Origin of the sequence: Cupriavidus oxalaticus (genome assembly GCF_004768545.1) — a bacterium.
Lineage (GTDB): Bacteria > Pseudomonadota > Gammaproteobacteria > Burkholderiales > Burkholderiaceae > Cupriavidus > Cupriavidus oxalaticus_A.
On sequence record NZ_CP038634.1, the window covers coordinates 1820263 to 1840679 of the forward strand.

General features: G+C 69.2%; 21 protein-coding genes. 18 read left to right on the forward strand and 3 right to left on the reverse strand.

Annotation, left to right across the window (positions count from 1 at the left end; genetic code table 11):
• Positions 1-14 precede the first annotated feature (14 nt).
• From E0W60_RS08160 to E0W60_RS08170, 3 genes are read left to right on the forward strand one after another with little or no spacing between them, the layout of a single operon-like run.
• Positions 15-1058: a ferredoxin--NADP reductase gene (locus E0W60_RS08160; RefSeq protein WP_135703601.1), complete on the forward strand. Its 1044-nt coding sequence runs from the start codon at positions 15-17 to the stop codon at positions 1056-1058.
• A 1-nt stretch (position 1059) separates the two neighbouring features.
• Entirely contained in the window at positions 1060-2700 is a 1641-nt protein-coding gene (locus tag E0W60_RS08165; protein ID WP_135703602.1) for a FadD3 family acyl-CoA ligase, read from the forward strand.
• A 16-nt stretch (positions 2701-2716) separates the two neighbouring features.
• Positions 2717-3163: a nuclear transport factor 2 family protein gene (locus E0W60_RS08170; protein ID WP_135703603.1), complete on the forward strand. Its 447-nt coding sequence runs from the start codon at positions 2717-2719 to the stop codon at positions 3161-3163.
• A gap of 77 nt (positions 3164-3240) precedes the next feature.
• On the opposite strand, the gene E0W60_RS08175 is transcribed toward E0W60_RS08170, so the two are convergent.
• Complete coding sequence (locus E0W60_RS08175) at positions 3241-4107, reverse strand: SDR family NAD(P)-dependent oxidoreductase (RefSeq protein ID WP_135703604.1); 867 nt, start codon at positions 4105-4107, stop codon at positions 3241-3243.
• 232 nt (positions 4108-4339) lie between these two features.
• Here E0W60_RS08175 and E0W60_RS08180 point away from each other — a divergent pair, with 232 nt between their 5' ends.
• From E0W60_RS08180 to E0W60_RS08190, 3 genes are read left to right on the forward strand one after another with little or no spacing between them, the layout of a single operon-like run.
• Entirely contained in the window at positions 4340-4759 is a 420-nt protein-coding gene (locus tag E0W60_RS08180) for a nuclear transport factor 2 family protein (protein WP_135703605.1), read from the forward strand.
• Positions 4759-5613 (forward strand): SDR family NAD(P)-dependent oxidoreductase, encoded by an 855-nt coding sequence (locus E0W60_RS08185; RefSeq protein WP_431189873.1) that lies wholly within the window; start codon positions 4759-4761, stop codon positions 5611-5613. Before E0W60_RS08180 ends, E0W60_RS08185 begins: the two co-directional genes overlap by 1 nt.
• Before the next feature lie 25 nt (positions 5614-5638).
• Positions 5639-6397 carry an SDR family oxidoreductase gene (locus tag E0W60_RS08190; protein ID WP_133094840.1) on the forward strand — a complete coding sequence of 253 codons (759 nt, stop codon included), beginning with the start codon at positions 5639-5641 and terminating at the stop codon, positions 6395-6397.
• Positions 6398-6439: 42 nt separating this feature from the next.
• Here the strand turns inward: E0W60_RS08190 and E0W60_RS08195 are convergent, their stop codons facing one another.
• Together E0W60_RS08195 and E0W60_RS08200 are read right to left on the reverse strand one after the other, a co-directional pair.
• Entirely contained in the window at positions 6440-7339 is a 900-nt protein-coding gene (locus tag E0W60_RS08195; protein WP_135703607.1) for an NAD-dependent epimerase/dehydratase family protein, read from the reverse strand.
• Between the two features lie 56 nt (positions 7340-7395).
• On the reverse strand, positions 7396-8226 hold the full coding sequence (locus E0W60_RS08200; protein WP_135703608.1) for an SDR family NAD(P)-dependent oxidoreductase: 831 nt from the start codon (positions 8224-8226) through the stop codon (positions 7396-7398).
• 211 nt (positions 8227-8437) lie between these two features.
• On the opposite strand from E0W60_RS08200, the gene E0W60_RS08205 reads away from it, so the two are divergent.
• The 12 genes from E0W60_RS08205 to E0W60_RS08260 all read left to right on the forward strand — a co-directional run bounded on the left by E0W60_RS08205 (position 8438) and on the right by E0W60_RS08260 (position 20416).
• Positions 8438-9625, forward strand: a complete 1188-nt coding sequence (locus E0W60_RS08205; protein WP_133094843.1) for a helix-turn-helix transcriptional regulator — start codon at positions 8438-8440, stop codon at positions 9623-9625.
• A 205-nt stretch (positions 9626-9830) separates the two neighbouring features.
• A complete protein-coding gene (locus E0W60_RS08210) occupies positions 9831-10547 on the forward strand; it encodes an EthD domain-containing protein (protein ID WP_135703609.1) in 717 nt (238 codons plus the stop codon).
• Positions 10548-10652: 105 nt separating this feature from the next.
• Positions 10653-11549 carry a VOC family protein gene (locus E0W60_RS08215; protein WP_135703610.1) on the forward strand — a complete coding sequence of 299 codons (897 nt, stop codon included), beginning with the start codon at positions 10653-10655 and terminating at the stop codon, positions 11547-11549.
• 5 nt (positions 11550-11554) lie between these two features.
• Entirely contained in the window at positions 11555-12448 is an 894-nt protein-coding gene (locus E0W60_RS08220; RefSeq protein ID WP_135703611.1) for a CoA transferase subunit A, read from the forward strand.
• A 35-nt stretch (positions 12449-12483) separates the two neighbouring features.
• Positions 12484-13284 carry a CoA-transferase subunit beta gene (locus tag E0W60_RS08225; RefSeq protein WP_135703612.1) on the forward strand — a complete coding sequence of 267 codons (801 nt, stop codon included), beginning with the start codon at positions 12484-12486 and terminating at the stop codon, positions 13282-13284.
• 7 nt (positions 13285-13291) lie between these two features.
• On the forward strand, positions 13292-14182 hold the full coding sequence (locus E0W60_RS08230; RefSeq protein ID WP_135703613.1) for an enoyl-CoA hydratase: 891 nt from the start codon (positions 13292-13294) through the stop codon (positions 14180-14182).
• A gap of 8 nt (positions 14183-14190) precedes the next feature.
• Positions 14191-15273: an NAD(P)H-dependent flavin oxidoreductase gene (locus tag E0W60_RS08235; protein WP_135704008.1), complete on the forward strand. Its 1083-nt coding sequence runs from the start codon at positions 14191-14193 to the stop codon at positions 15271-15273.
• A gap of 19 nt (positions 15274-15292) precedes the next feature.
• The gene (locus tag E0W60_RS08240) at positions 15293-16084 is read left to right on the forward strand and encodes an enoyl-CoA hydratase family protein (protein ID WP_135703614.1); all 792 of its coding nucleotides are present in this window, start codon (positions 15293-15295) and stop codon (positions 16082-16084) included.
• Positions 16074-17249: an acyl-CoA dehydrogenase family protein gene (locus E0W60_RS08245; RefSeq protein ID WP_135703615.1), complete on the forward strand. Its 1176-nt coding sequence runs from the start codon at positions 16074-16076 to the stop codon at positions 17247-17249. The genes E0W60_RS08240 and E0W60_RS08245 overlap by 11 nt, the downstream gene beginning before the upstream one ends.
• 20 nt (positions 17250-17269) lie before the next feature.
• Positions 17270-18349 carry an acyl-CoA dehydrogenase family protein gene (locus E0W60_RS08250; protein WP_135703616.1) on the forward strand — a complete coding sequence of 360 codons (1080 nt, stop codon included), beginning with the start codon at positions 17270-17272 and terminating at the stop codon, positions 18347-18349.
• 29 nt (positions 18350-18378) lie between these two features.
• On the forward strand, positions 18379-19530 hold the full coding sequence (locus E0W60_RS08255; RefSeq protein WP_135704009.1) for an acetyl-CoA C-acetyltransferase: 1152 nt from the start codon (positions 18379-18381) through the stop codon (positions 19528-19530).
• Positions 19531-19540: 10 nt separating this feature from the next.
• Positions 19541-20416 carry an SDR family oxidoreductase gene (locus E0W60_RS08260; protein ID WP_135703617.1) on the forward strand — a complete coding sequence of 292 codons (876 nt, stop codon included), beginning with the start codon at positions 19541-19543 and terminating at the stop codon, positions 20414-20416.
• Position 20417 lies beyond the last annotated feature (1 nt).

The window sequence follows — 20417 nt, forward strand, 5'->3', positions numbered from 1 at the left end:
GAGAGAAGGAAATCATGGCGCCAGTGCAATTCCATCGGCTGCAGATCGCCGAAGTCATCACGGAAACGGAGCAGGCGCATTCGCTGGTCTTCGCGCTGCCTGACGGCTTGCGCGACGCCTTTGCCTACCGTCCCGGCCAGTTCCTGACGCTGCGCGTGGCCGTCGACGGCGTGCCGCTGCAGCGCTGCTATTCGCTGTCGAGCACACCCGAGGTCGACCACGCCTTGCGCGTGACGATCAAGCGGGTGCAAAGCGGGCGCGTCTCCAACTGGATCTGCGACCACCTCGGCGCGGGCGATACGGTCGAGGTGATGCCGCCGGCCGGCGTCTTCACCCCGCCCACGCTGCATGGCGATTTCCTGCTGCTGGCCGGCGGCAGCGGCATCACGCCGGTGCTGTCGATCGCGAAGGCCGCACTGCGCCAGGGGCGCGGCGCGGTGACGCTGGTCTATGCCAACCGCGACGAGCGCTCCGTCATCTTCCGCGAGGCGCTCGGCGAGCTGGCGAACAGCCACCCCGGCCGGCTGCGCGTGATCCACTGGCTGGACAGCGTGCAGGGGCCGCCGACGCAGCGCCAGGTCGAGGAACTGGTGCGGCCGTGGAGCCTGGCCGAGTGCTTTGTCTGCGGGCCTGGTCCATTCATGGACGCGGCGCAGGCGGCGCTGCAGCAGCTTGGCGTGCCGCGCGGCAAGCTGCATGTGGAGCGCTTCGTGTCCCTGCCGGATGTGGCAGCGGCCAAGACACCGGCGGCGCCTGTCCCGAACGAGCCCGCCGCCATGCGCGGCGCGGCGCTGACCGTGCAGCTCGACGGCGCAGCCCACCAGCTCAATGTCGCGCCCGACGAGACGGTGCTGGATGCGCTGCAGCGCGCCGGCGTCGCCGCCCCCAGTTCCTGCCGTGCGGGCCTGTGCGGCGCCTGCATGTGCCAGGTGACGCAGGGCGACGTGACGCTCGGCGAAAACCACGTGCTCGATCGCGCCGACCTCGACGCGGGCTGGACGCTGGCCTGCCAGGCGCGCCCCGCGAGCGACGAACTCCACCTGAAGTTCCCGGATTGACATGACCCCATCTGACACCATCGACGACATTGCGGTGCTGGCCGGCCAGGACGCCCAGGAAGCCGCCGCCAACGAGGATATCGCTGCCACCATTCCCGAGCTGGTGCGGCGCGCGGCGCTGCGCCACGGCGAGCGTATCGCCATCCAGGAGGACGGGCTGCGCCTGAGCTACGCCGCGCTGGATGCCTGCCGGACCGAAGCGGGCCGCGCGCTGATGGCGCTCGGCGTGCAGCCGGGCGACCGCGTTGCGGTTTGGGCGCCGAACTTCTCGGAATGGATCATCGCGGCGCTGGCCACGCACAGCGTGGGTGCCGCGCTGGTGCCGCTCAATACGCGCATGAAGGGCGCCGAAGCCGGCGCCGTGCTGGCCGACAGCGGCGCTCGGCTGCTGGTCTGCGTCGACGACTTTCTCGGCGAAAGCTATCCGCAGATGCTGGCGCCACATCGCCCAGCCACGCTGGAGCGGCTGGTGATCCTGCGGCCGGGGCAGGGCAGGGCGCTGGGCGACGGCGAGCTGGCGTGGGATGGCTTCCTTGGACTGGCGCAGCAGGTGGACATGGCGGCGTTTTCGCAGCGCGAGGCCGGGGTGCGCGGCGACACGCCGATGGACATCATGTTCACCTCGGGCACCACCGGGCGGCCCAAGGGCGTGATGACCGCGCACGCACAGAACCTGCGCGCCATCGACGGCTGGGCGGCGATCACGGGCGTGCGCGCCGGGGACCGCTACCTGATCGTCAATCCCTTCTTCCACACCTTCGGCTACAAGGCGGGATGGCTTGCCGCCTTGTCGCGCGGGGCCACGGTGCTGCCGCACCTGGTGTTCGATGCCGAAGCCGTGATGACGCGCGTGGAGAACGAGCGCATTACGGTGCTGCCGGGGCCGCCGACGCTCTACCAGACGCTGCTCAACGCGCCGCGGCTGCGCGAGTTCGACCTGTCATCGCTGCGGGTTGCGGTGACCGGCGCCTCGGCGATCGCGCCGGTGCTGATCGAACGCATGCGCGAGGAACTGGGCTTTGACACCGTGATCACCGGCTATGGCCTGACCGAATCGTGCGGCTTTGCCACGCTGACCCGCGCCGGCGACGATGCCGAAACGGTGGCCGGCACCTCCGGCCGCGCCATGCCGGGGATCGAGCTGCGCTGCGTCGACGCGCAGGGGCGGCCGGTCGCGACCGGCGAGCCGGGCGAGGTGCTGGTGCGCGGCTACAACGTGATGCAGGGCTACTTTGGCTTGCCGGAGGCGACCGCCGAAGCCATCGACGCCGACGGCTGGCTGCATACCGGCGATGTCGGCACGCTCGATGCGCGGGGCTACCTGCGCATTACCGACCGCATCAAGGACATGTTCATCGTCGGCGGCTTCAACTGCTATCCGGCGGAGGTGGAGAAGCTGCTGACGGCCCACCCGGCGGTGGCCCAGGTCGCGGTGGTGGGCATGCCGCATGAGCGGCTGGGCGAAGTGGGGCGCGCCTACGTGGTGCTGCGCCATGGCGCACGCCTGGATGCCGAGACCCTGATCGTCTGGGCGCGCAGGCACATGGCCAACTACAAGGTGCCGCGCGAGGTGCTTTTCGTCACATCGCTGCCGGTGAGCGCGGCGGGCAAGGTGCTGAAGTATCAGCTGCGTGAAGCCTGATCAACGGAGATTGAATATGACCGAGATTGCCGGCATTGCCGACCGCCTTTCACGGCTGGAAGCCGCGGATGCGATCCGGGCGCTTAAGCTGCGCTACCTGCGGGCGTGCGATGACAAGGATCCGGAAGCCATGCGGGCCTGCTTCGTGCCGGACAACGCGCATATCCACTATGACCGCATTGGCAGCTTTGCCGGGCGTGATGCGCTGGTGCAGTGTTTTGCGGAGCTGGCTTGCCGGCCTACGCTGCGGGAGATGCATTTTGCCGGGCAGTCGGAGATCCGGGTGCTGGATGAGGCGTCGGCGCAGGGTAGCTGGGATCTGGCGTATCTGGCGCTGGATGACGTCAACGGTTCGCGCACGTTCCTGACCGGGCGCTATGCGGATGAGTATGTGCGGATCGATGGGGTGTGGTTGATCCGGTCGACGGAGTTTACGACGGCGTTGCTGTCGCAGGGCAGCTAAAACCTCGCTTGTTTGCTCCCCTCTCCCACTGCGCGGGAGAGCGGAGCGTATGCGTGGGGCGTTGGCTAGCCCAGGCCCTACTCCACGATCGCAGGATGCACCGCCGGCGGACCGCCCAGCACCTCCCGGTACGAAGGCGGCTGCACCCCCTGCGCATCGACAATCCCATACCCCAGCGCGGCCTCCGCCGCGATCAGCACCTGGCCGGATTTCTCCATCAGCCCGGGATCGCGATACAGCGCCGCAATGACTTTCCCGGTGAATTCAGGGGTCTCCGCCACGGTGGCGAACGATGCGTACTTGTCGGGATGCTGTTCCCACACGCGCTGCGTGCGCGCGGTGCGCAACGGCCCCATCCACACCGAGACCGCCGCCACGCCGTGCGGGCGCAGGTCGACCGCCATGTCATGGGCAAACTTGTCGATGCCGGCCTTCTGCGCCCCATACGCCGGGCCATGCATATAGCAGTTGGCGCCAAACGACGACGTGAACACGATCAGCCCCCGCCCGCGCGCCGCCATCATCGGCGCCGCATGCCAGCTGGCCACGTAGCCCGAGCGCAGGCCAACGTCGAGAATCCCGGTCATCTCCAGCGGCTTCTGCCAGAAGGGGCCGGGCATGATGAGTTCGTCATGCAGGAAGGTGGCGTTGTTGACGAGGATATCGATCCGCCCGATCTCCTCGCGCACGCGCACGAACAGCTGCGCCACCTGCGCATCGTCGCGATGATCGCAGGCGACCGCGATGCCGCGACCGCCCAGCGCATCGATCTCGCGCGCCGTGGCGTGGATGGTGCCGGGCAGCGGCGCGCTGCCTTCCTGCTCCGTACGCCCGGTCACGTACACCGTGGCACCGGCAGCGCCGAGCGCCAGCGCAATGCCCTTGCCGGCACCACGAGAGCCGCCCGTGACGACCGCGACGATGGGCTGTTCCGTCTGCTTCATTTCTGTCTCCTGTATCAGTGATATGCGGGCGCCGTTGGGGCCGCCCGTCCTCGTCGAAAGCTTGGGGCGGGCGAGGCACCGCTACATCCTTCGTTCGGACTAAACGGCATCCGTACCGGTTACTACACGCGGACGATGGCCGGCTGCGCGGCAGGGTTGACGATAGTCGCCATCCCAACGACCGGTCGCGCATCCTGCCCCGGCCGGTCACAACCAAGGAGTGAGCCTGGCCATGTCCGATCTGGAGCACAAGCAAGCCATTCACGCGCTGACCTGCCGCTATGCGCAGGCGGTGGACCGGCGCGATTTCCCGCGCCTGGCGGATCTGTTCACCCCCGATGCGCGGCTCACCGGGCCAGGCTTCTGCATGGACGGACCGCAAGCGATTGCCGAGGGCATGTCGGCACTCGGCAAGTACAGCGCCACGCAGCACCACATGCACCAGCAATTGGTTGAGCTCGATGGCGATGCCGCCACCGGCGAAACCTATTGCGTCGCCAACCACTTGTATGAGCAGGACGGCATGCAGCGCAAGCTGGACTGGGGCATCCGTTACCAGGACCGCTTCGAGCGATGGCAGGGCCGGTGGCGCATCGCAGCGCGCGAGCTGGTGGTCGACTGGACGCAGGACCTGCCGCTGCGGGGGGCATGATGACGACGAATCGTGTACTGGAAGGGAAGACCGCCCTCGTTACCGGCGGCGCGGGCGGCATCGGTGCGGCCAGCGCGCTGGCGCTGCTGCGCGACGGCGCGGCGGTAGTGCTGATGGGGCGGCGCCGCGAAGCGCTGGAAGCAGCACGGCGCGACCTGCTTGCGCAAGTGGCCGGCGCCGCGGTTGAAATCAACGTCGGCGACGCATGCCGCGAGGCGGATGTGCAGGCCGCGCTGCGGCAGGCCTGGGAGATGGAACGCCGCCTCGATATCGTCGTGGCGACGGTCGGCGGCGGCGGCTTCCGTCCCATGCTGATGCATGACACCGCGTCACTGATGGCGGAGCTGGGGCTGAATATCGCCAGCGCCTTCCTGGCGATCCGTCACGCCTCGCCGCTGATGGCGCCGCATGGCGGCGCGATCGTCTGCATTTCGTCGAACGCGGCGCGCATGACCTGCCGCTGGCTGTCGGGGTACTGCGCCGCCAAGGCGGGCCTGGAAGCCTTCGTGCGCGCGGCGGCCGAGGAACTGGCCGGCTGCGGCATCCGCGTCAATGCGGTGCGCCCGGGCCTGACCCGGTCCGGCGCGACCGGGCCGATGTTCGACAACCCCGCCATGCTCGACAAGTTCGTCGCGCAGATGCCGCTCGGCCGCGCCGGCGAACCGGACGACATTGCCAGCGCGGTGCGCTACCTGGCTGGGCCGGAATCGGGCTGGGTCACCGGCCAGAGCATTGCCGTCGATGGCGGCAGCGAGTTGCGCGGCAATCCCATCCTCGACGAAACCGTGGCGGCGGTGTACGGCGAAGCCGCGCTGCACGCGGTGCTGGCCGGCAGGATTCCCGACGCCGCGTGAAGCGGACCACACAAGGAGAGAGAAGATGGATCAGGTCAAGGGCAAGGTCGCGCTGGTCACCGGCGCGGCCAGTGGGGTAGGGCGCGCCGACGCGCTGCTGCTGGCTGCGCAAGGCGCGCGCGTGGTGCTCAGCGACGTCAATGAGGAAGCCGGGCAGGCGCTCGCCCGCGAGATCGGCGATGCGGCATTGTTTATACGCCACGACATCGCCAGCGAAGACGACTGGCGCAAGGCCGTGGCCGCGGCACAGGACCGCTTCGGGCGGCTCGATGTGCTGGTCAACAATGCGGCCATCTGCCCGCCGGGATCGATCGAGGAAACCTCGCTCGACTGCTGGCGGCAGGTCATGCGCGTCAATGCCGACGGGTATTTCCTCGGCTGCAAGTTCGGCGTGCAGGCGATGAAAGGCAATCCGGCCGGCGGCTCCATCATCGTGATGTCGTCCGTGGCAGCGCTGGGCGGCTTGCCGATGATGTGCGCGTACAGCGGCGCGAAAGGCGCCGTGACAGCGCTGGCGCGCAGCGTGGCCGTGCACTGCAAGCGCAACGGCTATCGCATCCGCTGCAACTCGATCCACCCCGACGGCATCTGGACACCGATGACGCAGGCGCTGGTGCCGGATCTTGACCCGGTGGCGCTGGGCATCGGCACGGACCCGATGGCACGCATGTGCCAGCCGGAGGATGTGGCCAACCTGGTGCTGTTCCTGGCTTCGGACGCATCGCGCTTCATCAATGGCGCGGAACTGCGCATCGACAACGCGCAACTGATCTCGGGGCTGTAAGACCCGCCGCGGCGGCCTGCGCGGGCCGCCGCGGTGCCGCCTTTAGCTGTACTGCGCCACGATTTCGCTCACCGTGCGCAGGATGTCGCGGCGGCGATAGCCGAGCAGGACAGTCTCGGCCGCGTCCGGCTCGTAGTAGAGCGTGTTGCCCCGGCCGAAGCAGATCGCCGAGTCAGGCAGCAACGGGTGCTCCTGGTCGATGACCGGCGGTACCGGGCGGCCGGCATCGCGGAAGAATGCGCCGAAGTATTCCTGGAAGGTCAGGTTCTCGTCGCCCACGAGGTAGGCCTTGCCATTCTCGCCGCGCAGCAAGGCACCTTCGATCGCTTCGGACAGCGACATGGCCGAGATGAAGTTGACGCCGCCCGGCGGCGCGAAGTCCGGCATCGGCGCAAAGCCGCCCCTGGCGTAGTCGGTATAGGCCTTGAACATCGGAACAGTCAGGCCCGGCACCGTGCCCACGACGAACGGGGCATTGACGCTGCTGACGCGGAAGGCAGCCGTCGCCAGTGCGCGCACGCCTGCGTCGGCCAGCTTGCGCGAGCGGATATAGGCGTTGTCTTCGGCCAGTTGCGGTGCCGCCTGCGGATAGAAGCTGCCGACGTGCACCGCGACCCGGATGCCGGCATCGCGCGCGGCGCGGAAAAAACGCGGCACGCCTTCGACGTTGGCGCGTTCCCAGTGTGCCGCTTCGTCGCCGCCAGGCGGGACGTGGCGCACATCGTTGCCGGCGGCGAAAACCAGCGCATCGAAGGCACCGAGCTGCGCCGCAGGCAGGTCGTTGGCGATGTAGTCGCAGCGCAGGAAGTCCAGCCCGCCCAGCGGCGTTCCGGGGGCGGGTCGGTTGCGGCCCGCGATGGTGACTTCGTGCCCGCGGCTGCGCAGGTGCAGGGCCGCGTGGCCCCCGATCATGCCGGCGCCGCCGACGATCAGTATCTTCATGCTTGTCTCCTTGGTCGGATGGTGTGGCCGGGTGGTGTGGCTGCGTGGCGCCGCCATCAGAGGTTCATGCCGTTGCCGCCGATGACCGGCATGTTGGTCCACGCGCCCTGCGGATCGCGGTACCAGCCGGCGGCGGCCAGCGCGCCGCCGTTGACATGCAGCGCCGTGCCGGTGATCCAGGCGGCGCGCGGGCTGGCCAGGAACAGGATGCCGTCGGCGATGTCCTGCGGCGTGCCGAAGCGGCCCAGCGGGATCCAGCGCGGGATATGGTGCTGGTGCTCCGCGGCGACCATCTGCGATACGGGGACCTGCGGCGTTTCGGTGGTTTCGGGGGCGATCAGGTTGACGCGGATGCCCGCGGGCGCCAGCTCCAGCGCCAGGCTCTGCGTGAAGCCGGTGATGGCGGCCTTGAAGGCGCCGTAGACGCTGCAGTACGGAATGCCGCGGAAGGCCTCGATCGACGACACGCTGACGATGCTGCCGGCTTCACTGCGCCGCAGCAGCGGCAGCATGGCGCGCGTGACGGTGAAGACGTGGCCGAGGTTGGCCGCGTAGAGGCTGGCAATCTCGGCGTCGTCATAGTGCTCGAACGGCTTGGCGATGCGCAGGAAGTCGCCGACGTTGTTGACCAGCACGTCGAGCCGCCCGAACCGCTGTTCGAGCTGCGCGGCCAGTTCGCGTACGGTGCCGGCGTCGGCGGCGTCTCCCTGTACCACCAGCACATCGGCGCCGGCCTTGCCCAGCAGCGTGTGGGCATGGTCGGCGCGCTGCGCGTCGATCTCGATGATCGCCACGCGCGCGCCCTGGTCCAGAAAGGCTTGCGCGGTAGCGAGCCCGATGCCGGCGCCGCCGCCGGTGACCAGCACGGTCTTGTCGGTGAAATCCATCTCGGTTGCTCTCCTTCGGTTGCACTGCGGGAATGCGCGCATTTGATCCGCGGCTGGCGGGACGAACATCGTCCGATTGCAGGTCAGGGAAAACACCGAGGGCTGCGCATTGGCGGGCAACGGGCGGGCAGCATCCCTATAATCTGCGCTGCCTCCAGGTGCCGCAGAGCGCCGGCAGGCACACACGTGGTGTGGAAACAGGAGACAAGGTATGTTGATGGCGACCGTTGAGGCGCAGGAAATGGCGTCGCCTTTGCTTGCGCAGTCAGGCCTGAGCGTCACGCAGTTCGGCGCGCTGCTGGCCGCGGTCTATGAAGGGCCGATGGAACCCGTGCCCTGGGGCCGCGCGCTCGAAATGCTGCGCAAGCAACTCGATGCCAGCTATGTGAGCTTTATCCTGCGCTCGCCCGCCAGCGACCGCAGCGGCCTGGCGGTGCATGCATCGGCGCACGGCACCTCGCTGGAGGCAGAGGCTTCCTACAACAGCTACTACTACGCGATCGATCCGTTCATCAACCTGCCCACCGACCGCGCGGTGACGGTCGACGAGGCGCTGGGCGCGGGCAACTGGTGCCGCAGCGAGATCTACCGCCAGTTCCTGCAGCCGCTAGGCATCCGCTACCTGCTGGGCGCGGACATTCGTACCGAGGACGGTGTCGAGTGCCGCCTGCGCATCTGCCGGCAGGACGACACGCAGGATTTCTCCGAAGTGGACAAGGCGGCCTGTGGCGCCATCCTGCCGCACCTGAAGCGCGCGATCCGGCTGCATTCCCGGCTGGACGTGGTCGAATCCGAGCGCTCGCTCTATGCGGGGGCGATCGACCGCATGCTGGTGGGCATGGTGATCCTCGACGCCTCCGGCACGATCCTCAAGAAGAATCCCGAGGCCGACGAGATCCTGGCGGAGAACGACGGCATCCGCCTCAACGGGAACATCTTCGAGATTGCCTACGCCCAGGAGAGCCGCAAGTTCCAGTACCTGCTGCGCCGCGCGCAGATGGGACACCACGGCAGCGCGCCGGCACTGGCCGAAGCCATGTCCATCACCCGCCCGTCCGGGCGCGGCAAGCTCGGCGTGCTGATCCGCACCATCCCGCTCAGCGAATGGTCCGAAGAAAACCGGCACCGGCCAGCGTGCGCGGTCTTTATCCGCGATCCCGAGCGCAAGTCGCGCGCCTCGCACGAGGTGGTGCGCAAGCTGTTCGACCTCACCCCCGCCGAAACGGCGCTGGCACTGGTGCTTGCCGACGGCATGACCCTTGACGAAGCCGCGGAGGCATTGGGTACCAGCAAGAACACGGTACGCGCCCACCTGCGCGCGATCTTCTCCAAGACCGGGGTCACGCGGCAGGCCACGCTGGTGCGCATGCTGCTGAGCAGTGTCGTGACGCTCGGCTGAGCGCCAGCGTGTCGTCCTCCCTCTAGTCCGACTGGAGGATGATCGCCGCCATCCACGCGCCTAGCATGCACAGGACCAGCGGGCGCGGCAGCCGGATGGCACGTCATGCGGACGCAGCGAGGCATGGGTTCCGCAATCAATCCGGTTCCGCGCACGCTTCAACCTGTCCGGCCACGGCCGGCAACTTTACCAGGGAGCGTGGAGCATGGAAAAAGTCATCTATATCGTCTGGCGCGATCCGCGGAACGAGCCGGCGGAGTTCGCGCGCCGGTTGCGCACGACGCTGGCCGACAAGCTGCTGGCGCTGGGCGCGCGCGGATTGCAGGTCAACGTGGCGGATGACGCCGTGCTGCCTGCAGCGGGCCTGCGGCAGACGAACACCCGGCCGCAAATGGAAGGGCTGGTCTCGCTCTGGATCGACAGCGCCGTCGACCGCCTGCGCCAGCCGTTCGACCAGGCGGTCGAGGCCGCGGTCGGCCGCATGGCAGCGTACCTCGTCACGGAGTCCCAGCCGATCCGCAATACGCGTTTCCCCGTCGCGACGGGGGAGCGCACCCCCGGCTTCGCGCAACTGGCCTTCCTGACGCGCCCGCCGCGGCTCACGCCGCAGGCGTGGCTGGATACCTGGCACAACCATCACACCCAGGTGGCGGTCGAGACCCAGGACAACTTCCTGTACGTGCAGAACGTGGTGGTGCGGCCGCTCAGCTACGCCGCGCCACCTTGCGACGCGATCGTCGAGGAATGCTTCCCCGACGCGGCAATGACCGACCCGCAGGCGTTCTTCGACGCCGTCGGCGATGAAGAGAAGTTCCAGCGCAACCTGCAGGCCATGATGGCCAGCTGCCAGCGCTTCATCGACTTCGACAGGATCGACGTGGTCCCCACCAGCCAGTACGTCGTCCGCCCCGCCAGCGCCTGAATCCGGCCCCGGATCGGCTAGTCCCACTGGACGATGTGCCGGGTGGCCGCGCACGGAAGAATAGGTCTCATCAGCCAGCAGTGGCAACGAACAGAGGAGACCGGCATGTTGGATATCCGTGCGCTTGGCTACATCGTGGTCGAGTCCACCGACCTGGAGCGGTGGCGGCACTATGCCGGGCAGGTGCTGGGCATGGCCTGCTCCGGCGCCCCGGGCGGCGCGCTGTACGTGAAGATGGATGAGCGCGACTACCGCTACCTGGTGGTGCGGGGCGCGCGAGACCGCTATCTCGCATCGGGTTGGGAACTGGCCGACGAGCTGGCCTATCGCCATGCGCTCGACACGCTGCGGCATGCCGACGTCGAAGTCGTGCACGCCAGCCCCGCGGAGCTGGCACAACGCCGCGTGCAGGCCATGGCGTGGTTCACCGATCCGTCGGGCAACCGCCACGAGATTTCATGGGGCATGCGCTCGGACTTCCTGCGCTTTGTCTCGCCGGTCGGCGTGCCGCGCTTCATCACCGACCCGATGGGCGCCGGCCATACCGTGCTGCCCGCGCCGGCCTTCGACCAGACCTACGCCTTCCTGCGCGACGTGATGGGCTTCGGCCTGTCCGACATCTACCGCGTGCGCTTCAGCGGCGATCCCGATGAGCCGGAGAAGCGCATCCACTTCCTGCACTGCGCCAACGGCCGCCACCACAGCCTGGCGATCTTCGAGATGCCGTCGGAAGCCGGCTGCATCCACGTGATGGCCGAAGTGCCCGACATGGCCGAGGTGGGGCGCGCGCTCGACCGCGTGCACCAGCACGGCGTGAAGCTGTCCGCCACGCTGGGCCAGCACTGCAACGACCGCATGACTTCCTTCTACATGAAGACGCCGGGCGGCTTCGACCTCGAATACGGGCACGGCGGACTGGTGGTGGACTGGGGCCACCACGCCGCCTACGAAGCCACGCGCGTCAGCCTGTGGGGACACGACTTCAGCATCGGATACCGCTAGACACCATGACCAAGACAATCGACAAGACCATGAGCGCGGCCGACGTGGTCGGCCAGCTCGCCGATAGCATGACCATCGGCATCGGCGGCTGGGGCCCGCGCCGCAAACCGATGGCGCTGGTGCGCGAGATCCTGCGCTCGCCGCTGAAGGACCTGACCCTGGTCGCCTATGGCGGCCCCGAGGTCGGCATGCTGTGCGCGGCCGGCAAGGTTCGCCGGCTCGTGTTCGGCTTTGTCTCGCTCGACGTGATCCCGCTCGAGCCATATTTCCGCCAGGCGCGCGAGCGTGGCTCGCTGGAAGTGACCGAGCTTGACGAAGGCATGTTGCAGCTCGGCCTGCGCGCGGCGGCGGCGCGGCTGCCGTTCCTGCCGACGCGCGCATCGCTGGGCACCGACGTGCAGGCGAGGAATCCGCAGCTGAAGACCGTGCGCTCGCCCTATGCCGATGGCGAGGTGCTGCTGGCGATGCCGGCGATCGAACTCGACGCGGCGCTGCTGCATGTGAACGAGAGCGATGTGCTCGGCAACACCCGCATCGACGGCCCCGATCCGTTCTTCGATGAGTGGTTCGCCCGCGCCGCGCGGCGCTGCTATGTGAGCTGCGAAACGCTGCATCCGCGTCTTGAAGAGGAGGACCTGGCCCACGCCCGCAGCAACCCCTTCGAACGCTCGCTGGTAACGGGCGTGGTGCACGCGCCCGCCGGTGCTCATCCCACCTCGTGCGCACCCGCCTATGGCTGGGACCTGCCGGCGCTGAAGGCGTACTGTGCCAGCGCCGAGGCCGAGGATGACGGCTTCCGCGCGTACCGCGACGAGGTGGTGGGCGCCAGCGAAGCGGCCTACCTGGAGCGCATCGGCGGCCTCGGCCACGTGCACGACCTGCCGCTGCCCGTCCTTTGAACCGCCGTCTGAACCCGCCAACCCAAGGAGCGACCGTGAGCGCCACTTATGAATTCACCCGCGCCGAGCTAATGATCGCCGCCGCCGCCCGCGCCTGGCGCGACGACGGCGAGGTGCTGGCCACCGGCATCGGCACCGGCCCGCGCATCGCCGCCGGCCTGGCGCGGCTTGCGCACAACCCAGGGCTGCTGATGACCGACGGCGAGGCCTACCTGGTGGAGACGCCGGTGCCGCTGGGTCCGCGCGAGGCCGGCTACAAGGTCCGCGCCAGCGGCTGGATGGGCTATTCGCGCGTGTTCGACTGCCTGTGGGGCGGGCGCCGCCACGCGCTGGTGATGCCGACGCAGATCGACCGCTTCGGGCAGGCCAATATTTCCTGCCTGGGCGGCACCCATGCGCAGCCTAAGACGCAGCTGCTCGGCGCGCGCGGTTTCCCGGGCAACAGCATCCACCACGCAAACTCCTTCTTCGTGCCGGGGCACAGCACGCGCGCGTTTGTCGGCGGCGAAGTCGACATGGTCTGCAGCGCCGGCTACAACCCGGCGCGCCAGATCGAAGGCATGCGCAGTTTCGTCGACCTGCGCGTGATCGTCACCGACCTGTGCGTGATGGATTTCGGCGGGCCTGCCCATGCCATCCGCGTGCGCTCGCTGCACCCGGGCGTGAGCTTCGAGCAGGTGCAGGCGGCGACCGGCTTTGCGCTGGCAAACGCCCCCGGCGAAGCCTTGCCGGAAACGGCGCCACCGACGCCGGAAGAGCTGCGGCTGATGGCCCGGCTCGATCCGCACAACCTGCGCGCCACGATCGTGCGCGGCAACCCTTCCGGACGCGCGTGAAACTGACATGACATCGCCTGCCATCGAACCCATCAGCCTGGGCCCGAACGCCGAGGTGCTCTACCAGGTTACGGACGGCATCGCCACCGTGACCCTGAACCGGCCGCAGTTCCACAACGCCCAGAACTCGAAGATGACGTATGCGCTGGACGAGGCCTATCGGCGCGCTTCCGCCGACGACGCGGTCAAGGTCATCGTGCTGCGCGGCGCCGGCAAGCACTTCTCCGCGGGGCACGACATCGGCACGCCGGGGCGCGACATCAACGAGTCGTTCGAGCGCGCCTCGCTCTGGTACGACCACGTCAACAAGCCCGGCGGCGAGTTCCTCTATGCGCGCGAGCAGGAGGTCTACCTGGGCATGTGCCGGCGCTGGCGCGAATTGCCCAAGCCGACCATTGCGATGGTGCACGGCGCCTGCATTGCCGGTGGCCTGATGCTGGCCTGGGTGTGCGACCTGATCGTGGCCTCGGACGATGCCTTCTTTGCCGATCCGGTGGTGCGCATGGGCATCCCGGGCGTGGAGTACTTCGCGCATGCCTACGAGCTGCACCCGCGCATCGCCAAGGAGTTCCTGTTCCTGGGCGAGCGCATGGGCGCGCAGCGCGCCGAGCGCATGGGCATGGTCAACCGCGTGGTGCCGCGGGATGCGCTGGAGGACACCGTCTACGGCATGGCCGCCAGGGTCGCGCAGATGCCGCGGCTGGGCCTGACGCTGACCAAGCAGGCGGTCAACCATGTGGAAGACCTGCAGGGCAAGCGTACGGCGATGGATGCGGTCTTTGCCTGGCACCACTTCGCGCATGCGCACAACGAGCTGGTCAGCGGCGACAAGCTCGGCGGCTATGACGCGCGCGCCATGGCGGCGTCGCAACGCAGCGGCGGCGAGGAGAAGGCATGAGCACCGGCATGAGCAACGCGAGCCTGCACACAGTGCTTTGCGACCTGCTGGGCTGCCGCTACCCCATCGTCCAGACCGCGATGGGCTGGGTGGCGGACGCGAAGCTGGTCGCCGCCAGCGGCAACGCCGGGGCCTTTGGCTTCCTGGCCGGCGCAACCATTCCGCCCGGCGAGGTCGAGCAGGAGATCCTGCGCGTCAAGGCGCTCAGCGACCGGCCCTTCGGCATCAACTTCCACATGTTCCAGCCGAACGCGGACGAAGTGATCGAAATGGCGATCCGCCACCGGCTGCGCGCGGTCAGCTACGGGCGCGGCCCTGACGCGAAGATGGTCGGCCGGCTCAAGGCGGCGGGGATCGTCTGCATGCCGACGGTCGGCGCCGGCAAGCATGCGGCCAAGGCCGTGGAGATGGGTGCGGACGTGGTCACCGTGCAGGGCGGCGAGGGTGGCGGCCATACCGGCGGCACGCCGACAACGCTGCTGCTGCCGCAGGTGCTGGACAGCGTCAGCGTGCCGGTGGTGGCCGCGGGCGGCTTCTTCGACGGCCGCGGGCTGGCCGCCGCGCTGGCCTATGGCGCGGCCGGCGTGGCCATGGGCACGCGCTTCCTGATGTCGGCCGAATCGCCGGTGCCGGCGCAGACGCTGGAGCGCTACGTCAAGGTGCGCGACCCGGGCCGGATCCGCGTGTCGCTGGCCATTGACGGGCTGCCGCAGCGGATGATCGACAACACGCTGCTGCTGGAACTGGAGAAAGCCGGCCCGTGGCGGCGCACCTGGCTGGCGCTGTCGGCCGCGCGCAAATGGCAGGCGCGCACCGGCATGCGCAGCGCACAGATGCTGGCGACTGCGTGGCGCGCGATGCGCGAGCAGGACTACAGCGCCGCGCAGACGCTGATGGCCGCCAACGCGCCGGTGCTGATCCAGCGCGCGATGGTGGAAGGGTGTCCGGATGAAGGCGTGTTGCCCAGCGGGCAGGCAGCGGCGGTAATCGGCGCGATCGAATCGTGCGAGCAGATCGTTTCCGGCATGGCCGCGCAGGCGCAGGCACGGCTCGAGGCGCTGGCAGGAGCCGGACTGGCTGCAGCGGCCTGACCTACAGACAGAGGAGACCATGCAAATGAACCACAAGACCGGGCCGTTCCGCATCGACACCGCCGACGGCATCGCCGAACTGGTGATCGACCATCCGCCCGTCAACGCGCTCGACAACGCCGGCTGGCACGCGCTGGCGGCCGCCATTGATCGCCTGGGCGCGGACCCCGCCGTGCGCGTGATCGTACTGCGCGGCGAAGGGCGCGGCTTCTGCGCGGGCGTCGATATCAAGGAGCTGTCCGCACACCCCGAGCGCATCGTCGAGGTCAATGCCGGCAACTACGCCACCTTCCGCGCCGTGCACCGCAATCCCAAGCCGGTCATCGTGGCCGTGCACGGCTTTGTGCTCGGCGGCGGCATCGGCATCTGCGGCGCCGCCGACATCATCGTCGCGTCGGATTGCGCGCGCTTTGGCGTGCCCGAAATCGACCGCGGCGCCATGGGCGGCGGCGCGCACCTGCAGCGCATGTTCGGCGTGCAGAAGGTCAGGGCGATGTACTTCACCGGCGAGATGATCGATGCCGCCGAAGCGTACCGGCTCGGCGCGGTCGAGCGCGTGGTTTCGCGTGTCGAGCTGCGCGACGCGGGCATGACCCTGGCCCGCCAGATCGCCGCCAAGAGCCCTGCCATGCTGCAGCTCGCCAAGGAAGCGCTCAACGGCGTCGAAGACGGCAACCTGGAGGACAAGTACCGCTGGGAGCAGGGCTTCACGCTGCAGGCCTATATGAGTGCGGATTCCGGCGAGGCGCGCGCCGCTTTTGTCGAACGGCGCGAAGCCAGCTTTTCACAAGGGGCGCGCGATGCAGCTTGAATACACCGACGCCCAGCGCGCCTTCCGCGCCGAGGTGCGCGACTGGATGGCCGCGCACGTACCGCGTTCGCCGCTGGCCAGCTTCGACACCGGGGAAGGCTTTGCCCAGCACCGCGCCTGGGAAGCCACCCTCAACCAGGGCCGCTGGAGCATGGTCACGTGGCCGGCCGAACTGGGCGGGCGCGGCTGCGACCTGATCGAGTGGCTGATCTTCGAGGAGGAGTACTGGCGTGCCGGCGCGCCGATGCGCGTCAACCAGAACGGCATCTTCCTGCTCGGTCCGACGTTGATGGAGTTCGGCACCGCGGCGCAGAAGGCGCGCTTCCTGCCGCGCATGGCCTCCGGCGAGCATATCTGGGCGCAGGGCTGGTCCGAGCCAAACGCCGGCTCCGACATGGCCGCGATCCGCTGCAGCGCGATCCGCGATGGCGATGACTATGTGATCAACGGCCAGAAGATCTGGTCGACGCGGGCGGTTTGGGCGGACTGGCTGTTCGGGCTGTTCCGCACCGACCCGGCCTCGACGCGCCACCACGGGCTGACCTTCGTGCTGGTGCCGCTCGATACGCCGGGCATCACCGTGCGCCCGATCCGCCAGCTCAACGGCCAGACCGGCTTTGCCGAGATCTTCTTCGACGACGTGCGCGTGCCGGTGGAGAACCGGCTGGCCGCGGAAGGCGCCGGCTGGCAGGTGGCCATGGCCACTGCCGGCTTCGAGCGCGGACTGATGCTGCGTTCGCCCGCCCGCTTCCAGGAGACCGCCCGCGCGCTGGTCAGGCTGTACCAGGCCAACCGCGATGCGGCTGACCGCGACCCCTCGCTGCGCGACGCGGTGCTGCGCGCATGGATGGATGCGGAGGCCTACACGCTCTCGACCTACGCCACCGCGAGCCGGCTGGTGCGGGGCGGCCCGAATGCTCATATCGGCGCGGAATCGAGCACGAACAAGGTGTTCTGGTCCGAGCTGGACATCCATATGCACGATACCGCGCTGGCCATCCTGGGGCAGGCCGCAGAAGTCGCGCCAGCGGGCCAGCCGCCGGGTTCTCTCGGCCACTGGCTGGATGGCTTCCTGTTCTCGCAGGCCGGGCCGATCTATGCCGGCACTAACGAGATCCAGCGCAACATCGTCGCCGAGCGCCTGCTTGGCATGCCGCGCGCATGACGGCACCCGGGGGAAACACCATGGATTTCGCATTGACCGAAGAGCAGGAACAGTTTGCCGAGGCGATCCGGCGCTTCCTGATGACCGAGATGACGCCCGAGCTGACGCGCGAGCTGTGGAGCACCGGGACCGGCCGCTCCGACGCGCTGTGGCGCCAGCTTGCCGACCAGGGACTGACCGCGCTGATGGTGCCGCAGGAGCAGGGCGGGCTGGGGCTGGGCGAGGTGGAATGGGCGCCGCTGGCGCAGGCATGCGGCTACTTCGCGCTGCCTGAGCCGCTGCTCGACACCGCGCTGGTGGCAACCGGCCTGCTGCGCGATGCACTGGCGCTCGGGCCACACCCGGCGCCCCACGCGGCGGCGCGCGAGCGCTGCGCCGCGCTGCTGGAGCGCATCGCCGGCGGCGATGCCCGCGTGGCGGTCGCGCATCCGCAGGAGCGGCTGGTGGCCGACGCCCATGTCGCCGACGCCATCCTGTGCGCGCATGAAGGCACGGTCCACCTGCTGCGGCCAGCCCAGGCCACGCTGACGGCGCGCAGCGGCCTCGATCCGTCGCGCCGGCTGTTCGAGCTGGCGTGGACGCCGGCCCCTGACACTGAGCTGATCCCCGCCGGCACTGGCCTGTGGGACATGGCACTGAACCGCGGCGCGCTCGGCGTGGCCGCGCAGCAGATGGGCCTGACGCAGCGCATGCTGGACCTGGCGATCGACTACAGCGCGCAGCGCAAGCAGTTCGGCAAGGCCATCGGCGCCTACCAGGCGGTCAAGCACCTGCTGGCCGACGTGGCGATCCAGCTCGAGTTCGCCAAGCCGGTGCTGCTGCGCGCCGCCGCGGCGCTGGCGCATGGCTTGCCGCACGCAGGAATGCATGTCTCGCATGCCCGCGTCGCGGCCGCGCGCTGCGCATGGACCGCGGCACGCCAGGCCATCCAGGTGCATGGCGCGATGGGCTACACCTGGGAGCTGGACCTGCAGATCTTCACCAAGCGTGCCTGGGCCCTGGCGGGAAGCTGGGGCGACCGCGCCTTCCACAAGGCGCGCCTGGGCGCGCACATCCTGGACGGCGAGCATGCCCTCGGCGCCGGCGCCACGTTTGCCTGAATTGCCCGATCCCAAGGAGAACCATGACCATGAAAGACGCCTATATCGTTGATGCCCTGCGCACGCCCACCGGGCGCCGCAAGGGCGGACTGTCGCACGTGCACGGCGCCGACCTGGGCGGCTTCGTGCTGGCCGAGCTGGTGCGCCGCAACGGCATTCCCGCGGAAGACTACGACGACGTTGTGTTCGGCTGTGTCGACACCATCGGCCCGCTGGCCGGCAATATCGCGCGCAGCGCGTGGCTGGCCGCCGGCCTGCCGCTGACGGTGCCGGGCGTGACCGTTGACCGCCAGTGCGGCTCGTCGCAGCAGGCCGTGCACTTTGCCGCGCAGGCGGTGATGAGCGGCACGCAGGACGTGGTGATCGCGGGCGGCGTGCAGACCATGACGCAGATCCCGATCTCGTCGGCCATGCTGGCCGGGCAGGCGCTGGGCTTTGCCGATCCGTTCTCGGGCAGCAAGGGCTGGCAGGCGCGCTTCGGCGATGCGCCGGTGTCGCAGTTCCATGCCGCGCAGCGCATTGCCGAGCACTGGAAGCTGTCGCGCGAGGCGATGGAAGCCTATGCGCTGCAAAGCCACCAGCGCGCCGCGGCCGCGATCGAGGGCGGCCGCTTTGCCCGCGAGATCGTGCCGTGCGAGGGCGTGAAGCATGACGAGACGCCGCGCCCCGATACCACGCTGGCCAGGATGGCCGCGCTGGAGCCGCTGATGCCGGGCAGTGCGCTGACCGCCGCGGTGTCCAGCCAGACCGCCGACGCCGCCGCCGCGCTGCTGATCGTTTCCGAAGACGCGCTCAAGCGCTACCAGCTCAAGCCGCGGGCGCGCATCGCGCATATGAGCGTGATGGGCGACGACCCGCTGTGGATGCTGACGGCGCCGATCCCCGCGACCAAGCGCGCGCTGGAGCGCAGCGGCTTGCGCCTGGCGGATATCGACGTGGTCGAGATCAACGAAGCCTTCGCCTCGGTGGCGATGGCCTGGCTGGCCGAGACCGGCTACGCGCCCGAGCGCACCAACCCCAACGGCGGCGCGATCGCGCTGGGCCACCCGCTGGGCGCCACCGGCGCGCGCCTGATGACCACGCTGCTGCACGAACTCGAACGCACCGGCGGCCGCTACGGCCTGCAGACCATGTGCGAGGGCGGCGGGCTGGCCAACGTCACCATCATCGAACGGCTGTAAGGAGACCGCCATGGGAATCTGCGACGGACGCACTGTCATCATCACCGGCGCCGGCGGCGGGCTGGGGCGCGCCTATGCACTGGCCTTCGGCGCCGAGGGCGCTAATGTGGTCGTCAACGACATCCGGCGCGAGGCGGCCGAGGCGGTCTGCGCGGAGATCCGCGCAGCCGGCGGCAGTGCGCTGGCCAGCGATGACGACATCACGCAGCTGGCCACCGCGCAGCGCATCGTCGATGCCGCGGTCGAGGCCTTCGGCGAGGTGCACGTGCTGGTCAACAACGCCGGCATCTGCCGCGACCGCATGTTCGTCAGCCTGACCGAGGCGGACTGGGACGACGTGATGCGTGTGCACCTGCGCGGCCACTTCTGCCTGGCCAACCTGCTGGCCAGGCGGTGGCGCGATGCGGCCAAGGCCGGCCGCGCCGTCGACGCGCGCATCATCAACACCAGCTCCGGCGCGGGCCTGCAGGGCTCGGTCGGACAGTCCAACTACGCCGCCGCCAAGGCCGGCATTGCCGCGCTGACGCTGGTGCAGGCCGCCGAGCTGGGCCGCTATGGCATCACCGCCAACGCGCTGGCGCCGGCCGCGCGCACCGGCATGACCGAGCAGGTGTTCGCCGCCATGATGAAGGCGCCGGAAGGCGGCTTCGACTACTACGATCCGGCCAACGTTGCGCCGCTGGTGGTGTGGCTCGGCAGCGCGGACTCGGCGCAGGTCAACGGCCGCATGTTCGAGGCGGCCGGCGGCATGGTGTCGCTTGCCGATGGCTGGCGCACCGGGCCGAAAGCCGACAAGGGCGGGCGCTGGCAGCCGGCAGAAGTGGGCGCGGCGGTGGCCGGACTGCTGGCGCAGGCGCAGCCGCCGCAGGCGGTCTACGGCACCTGAG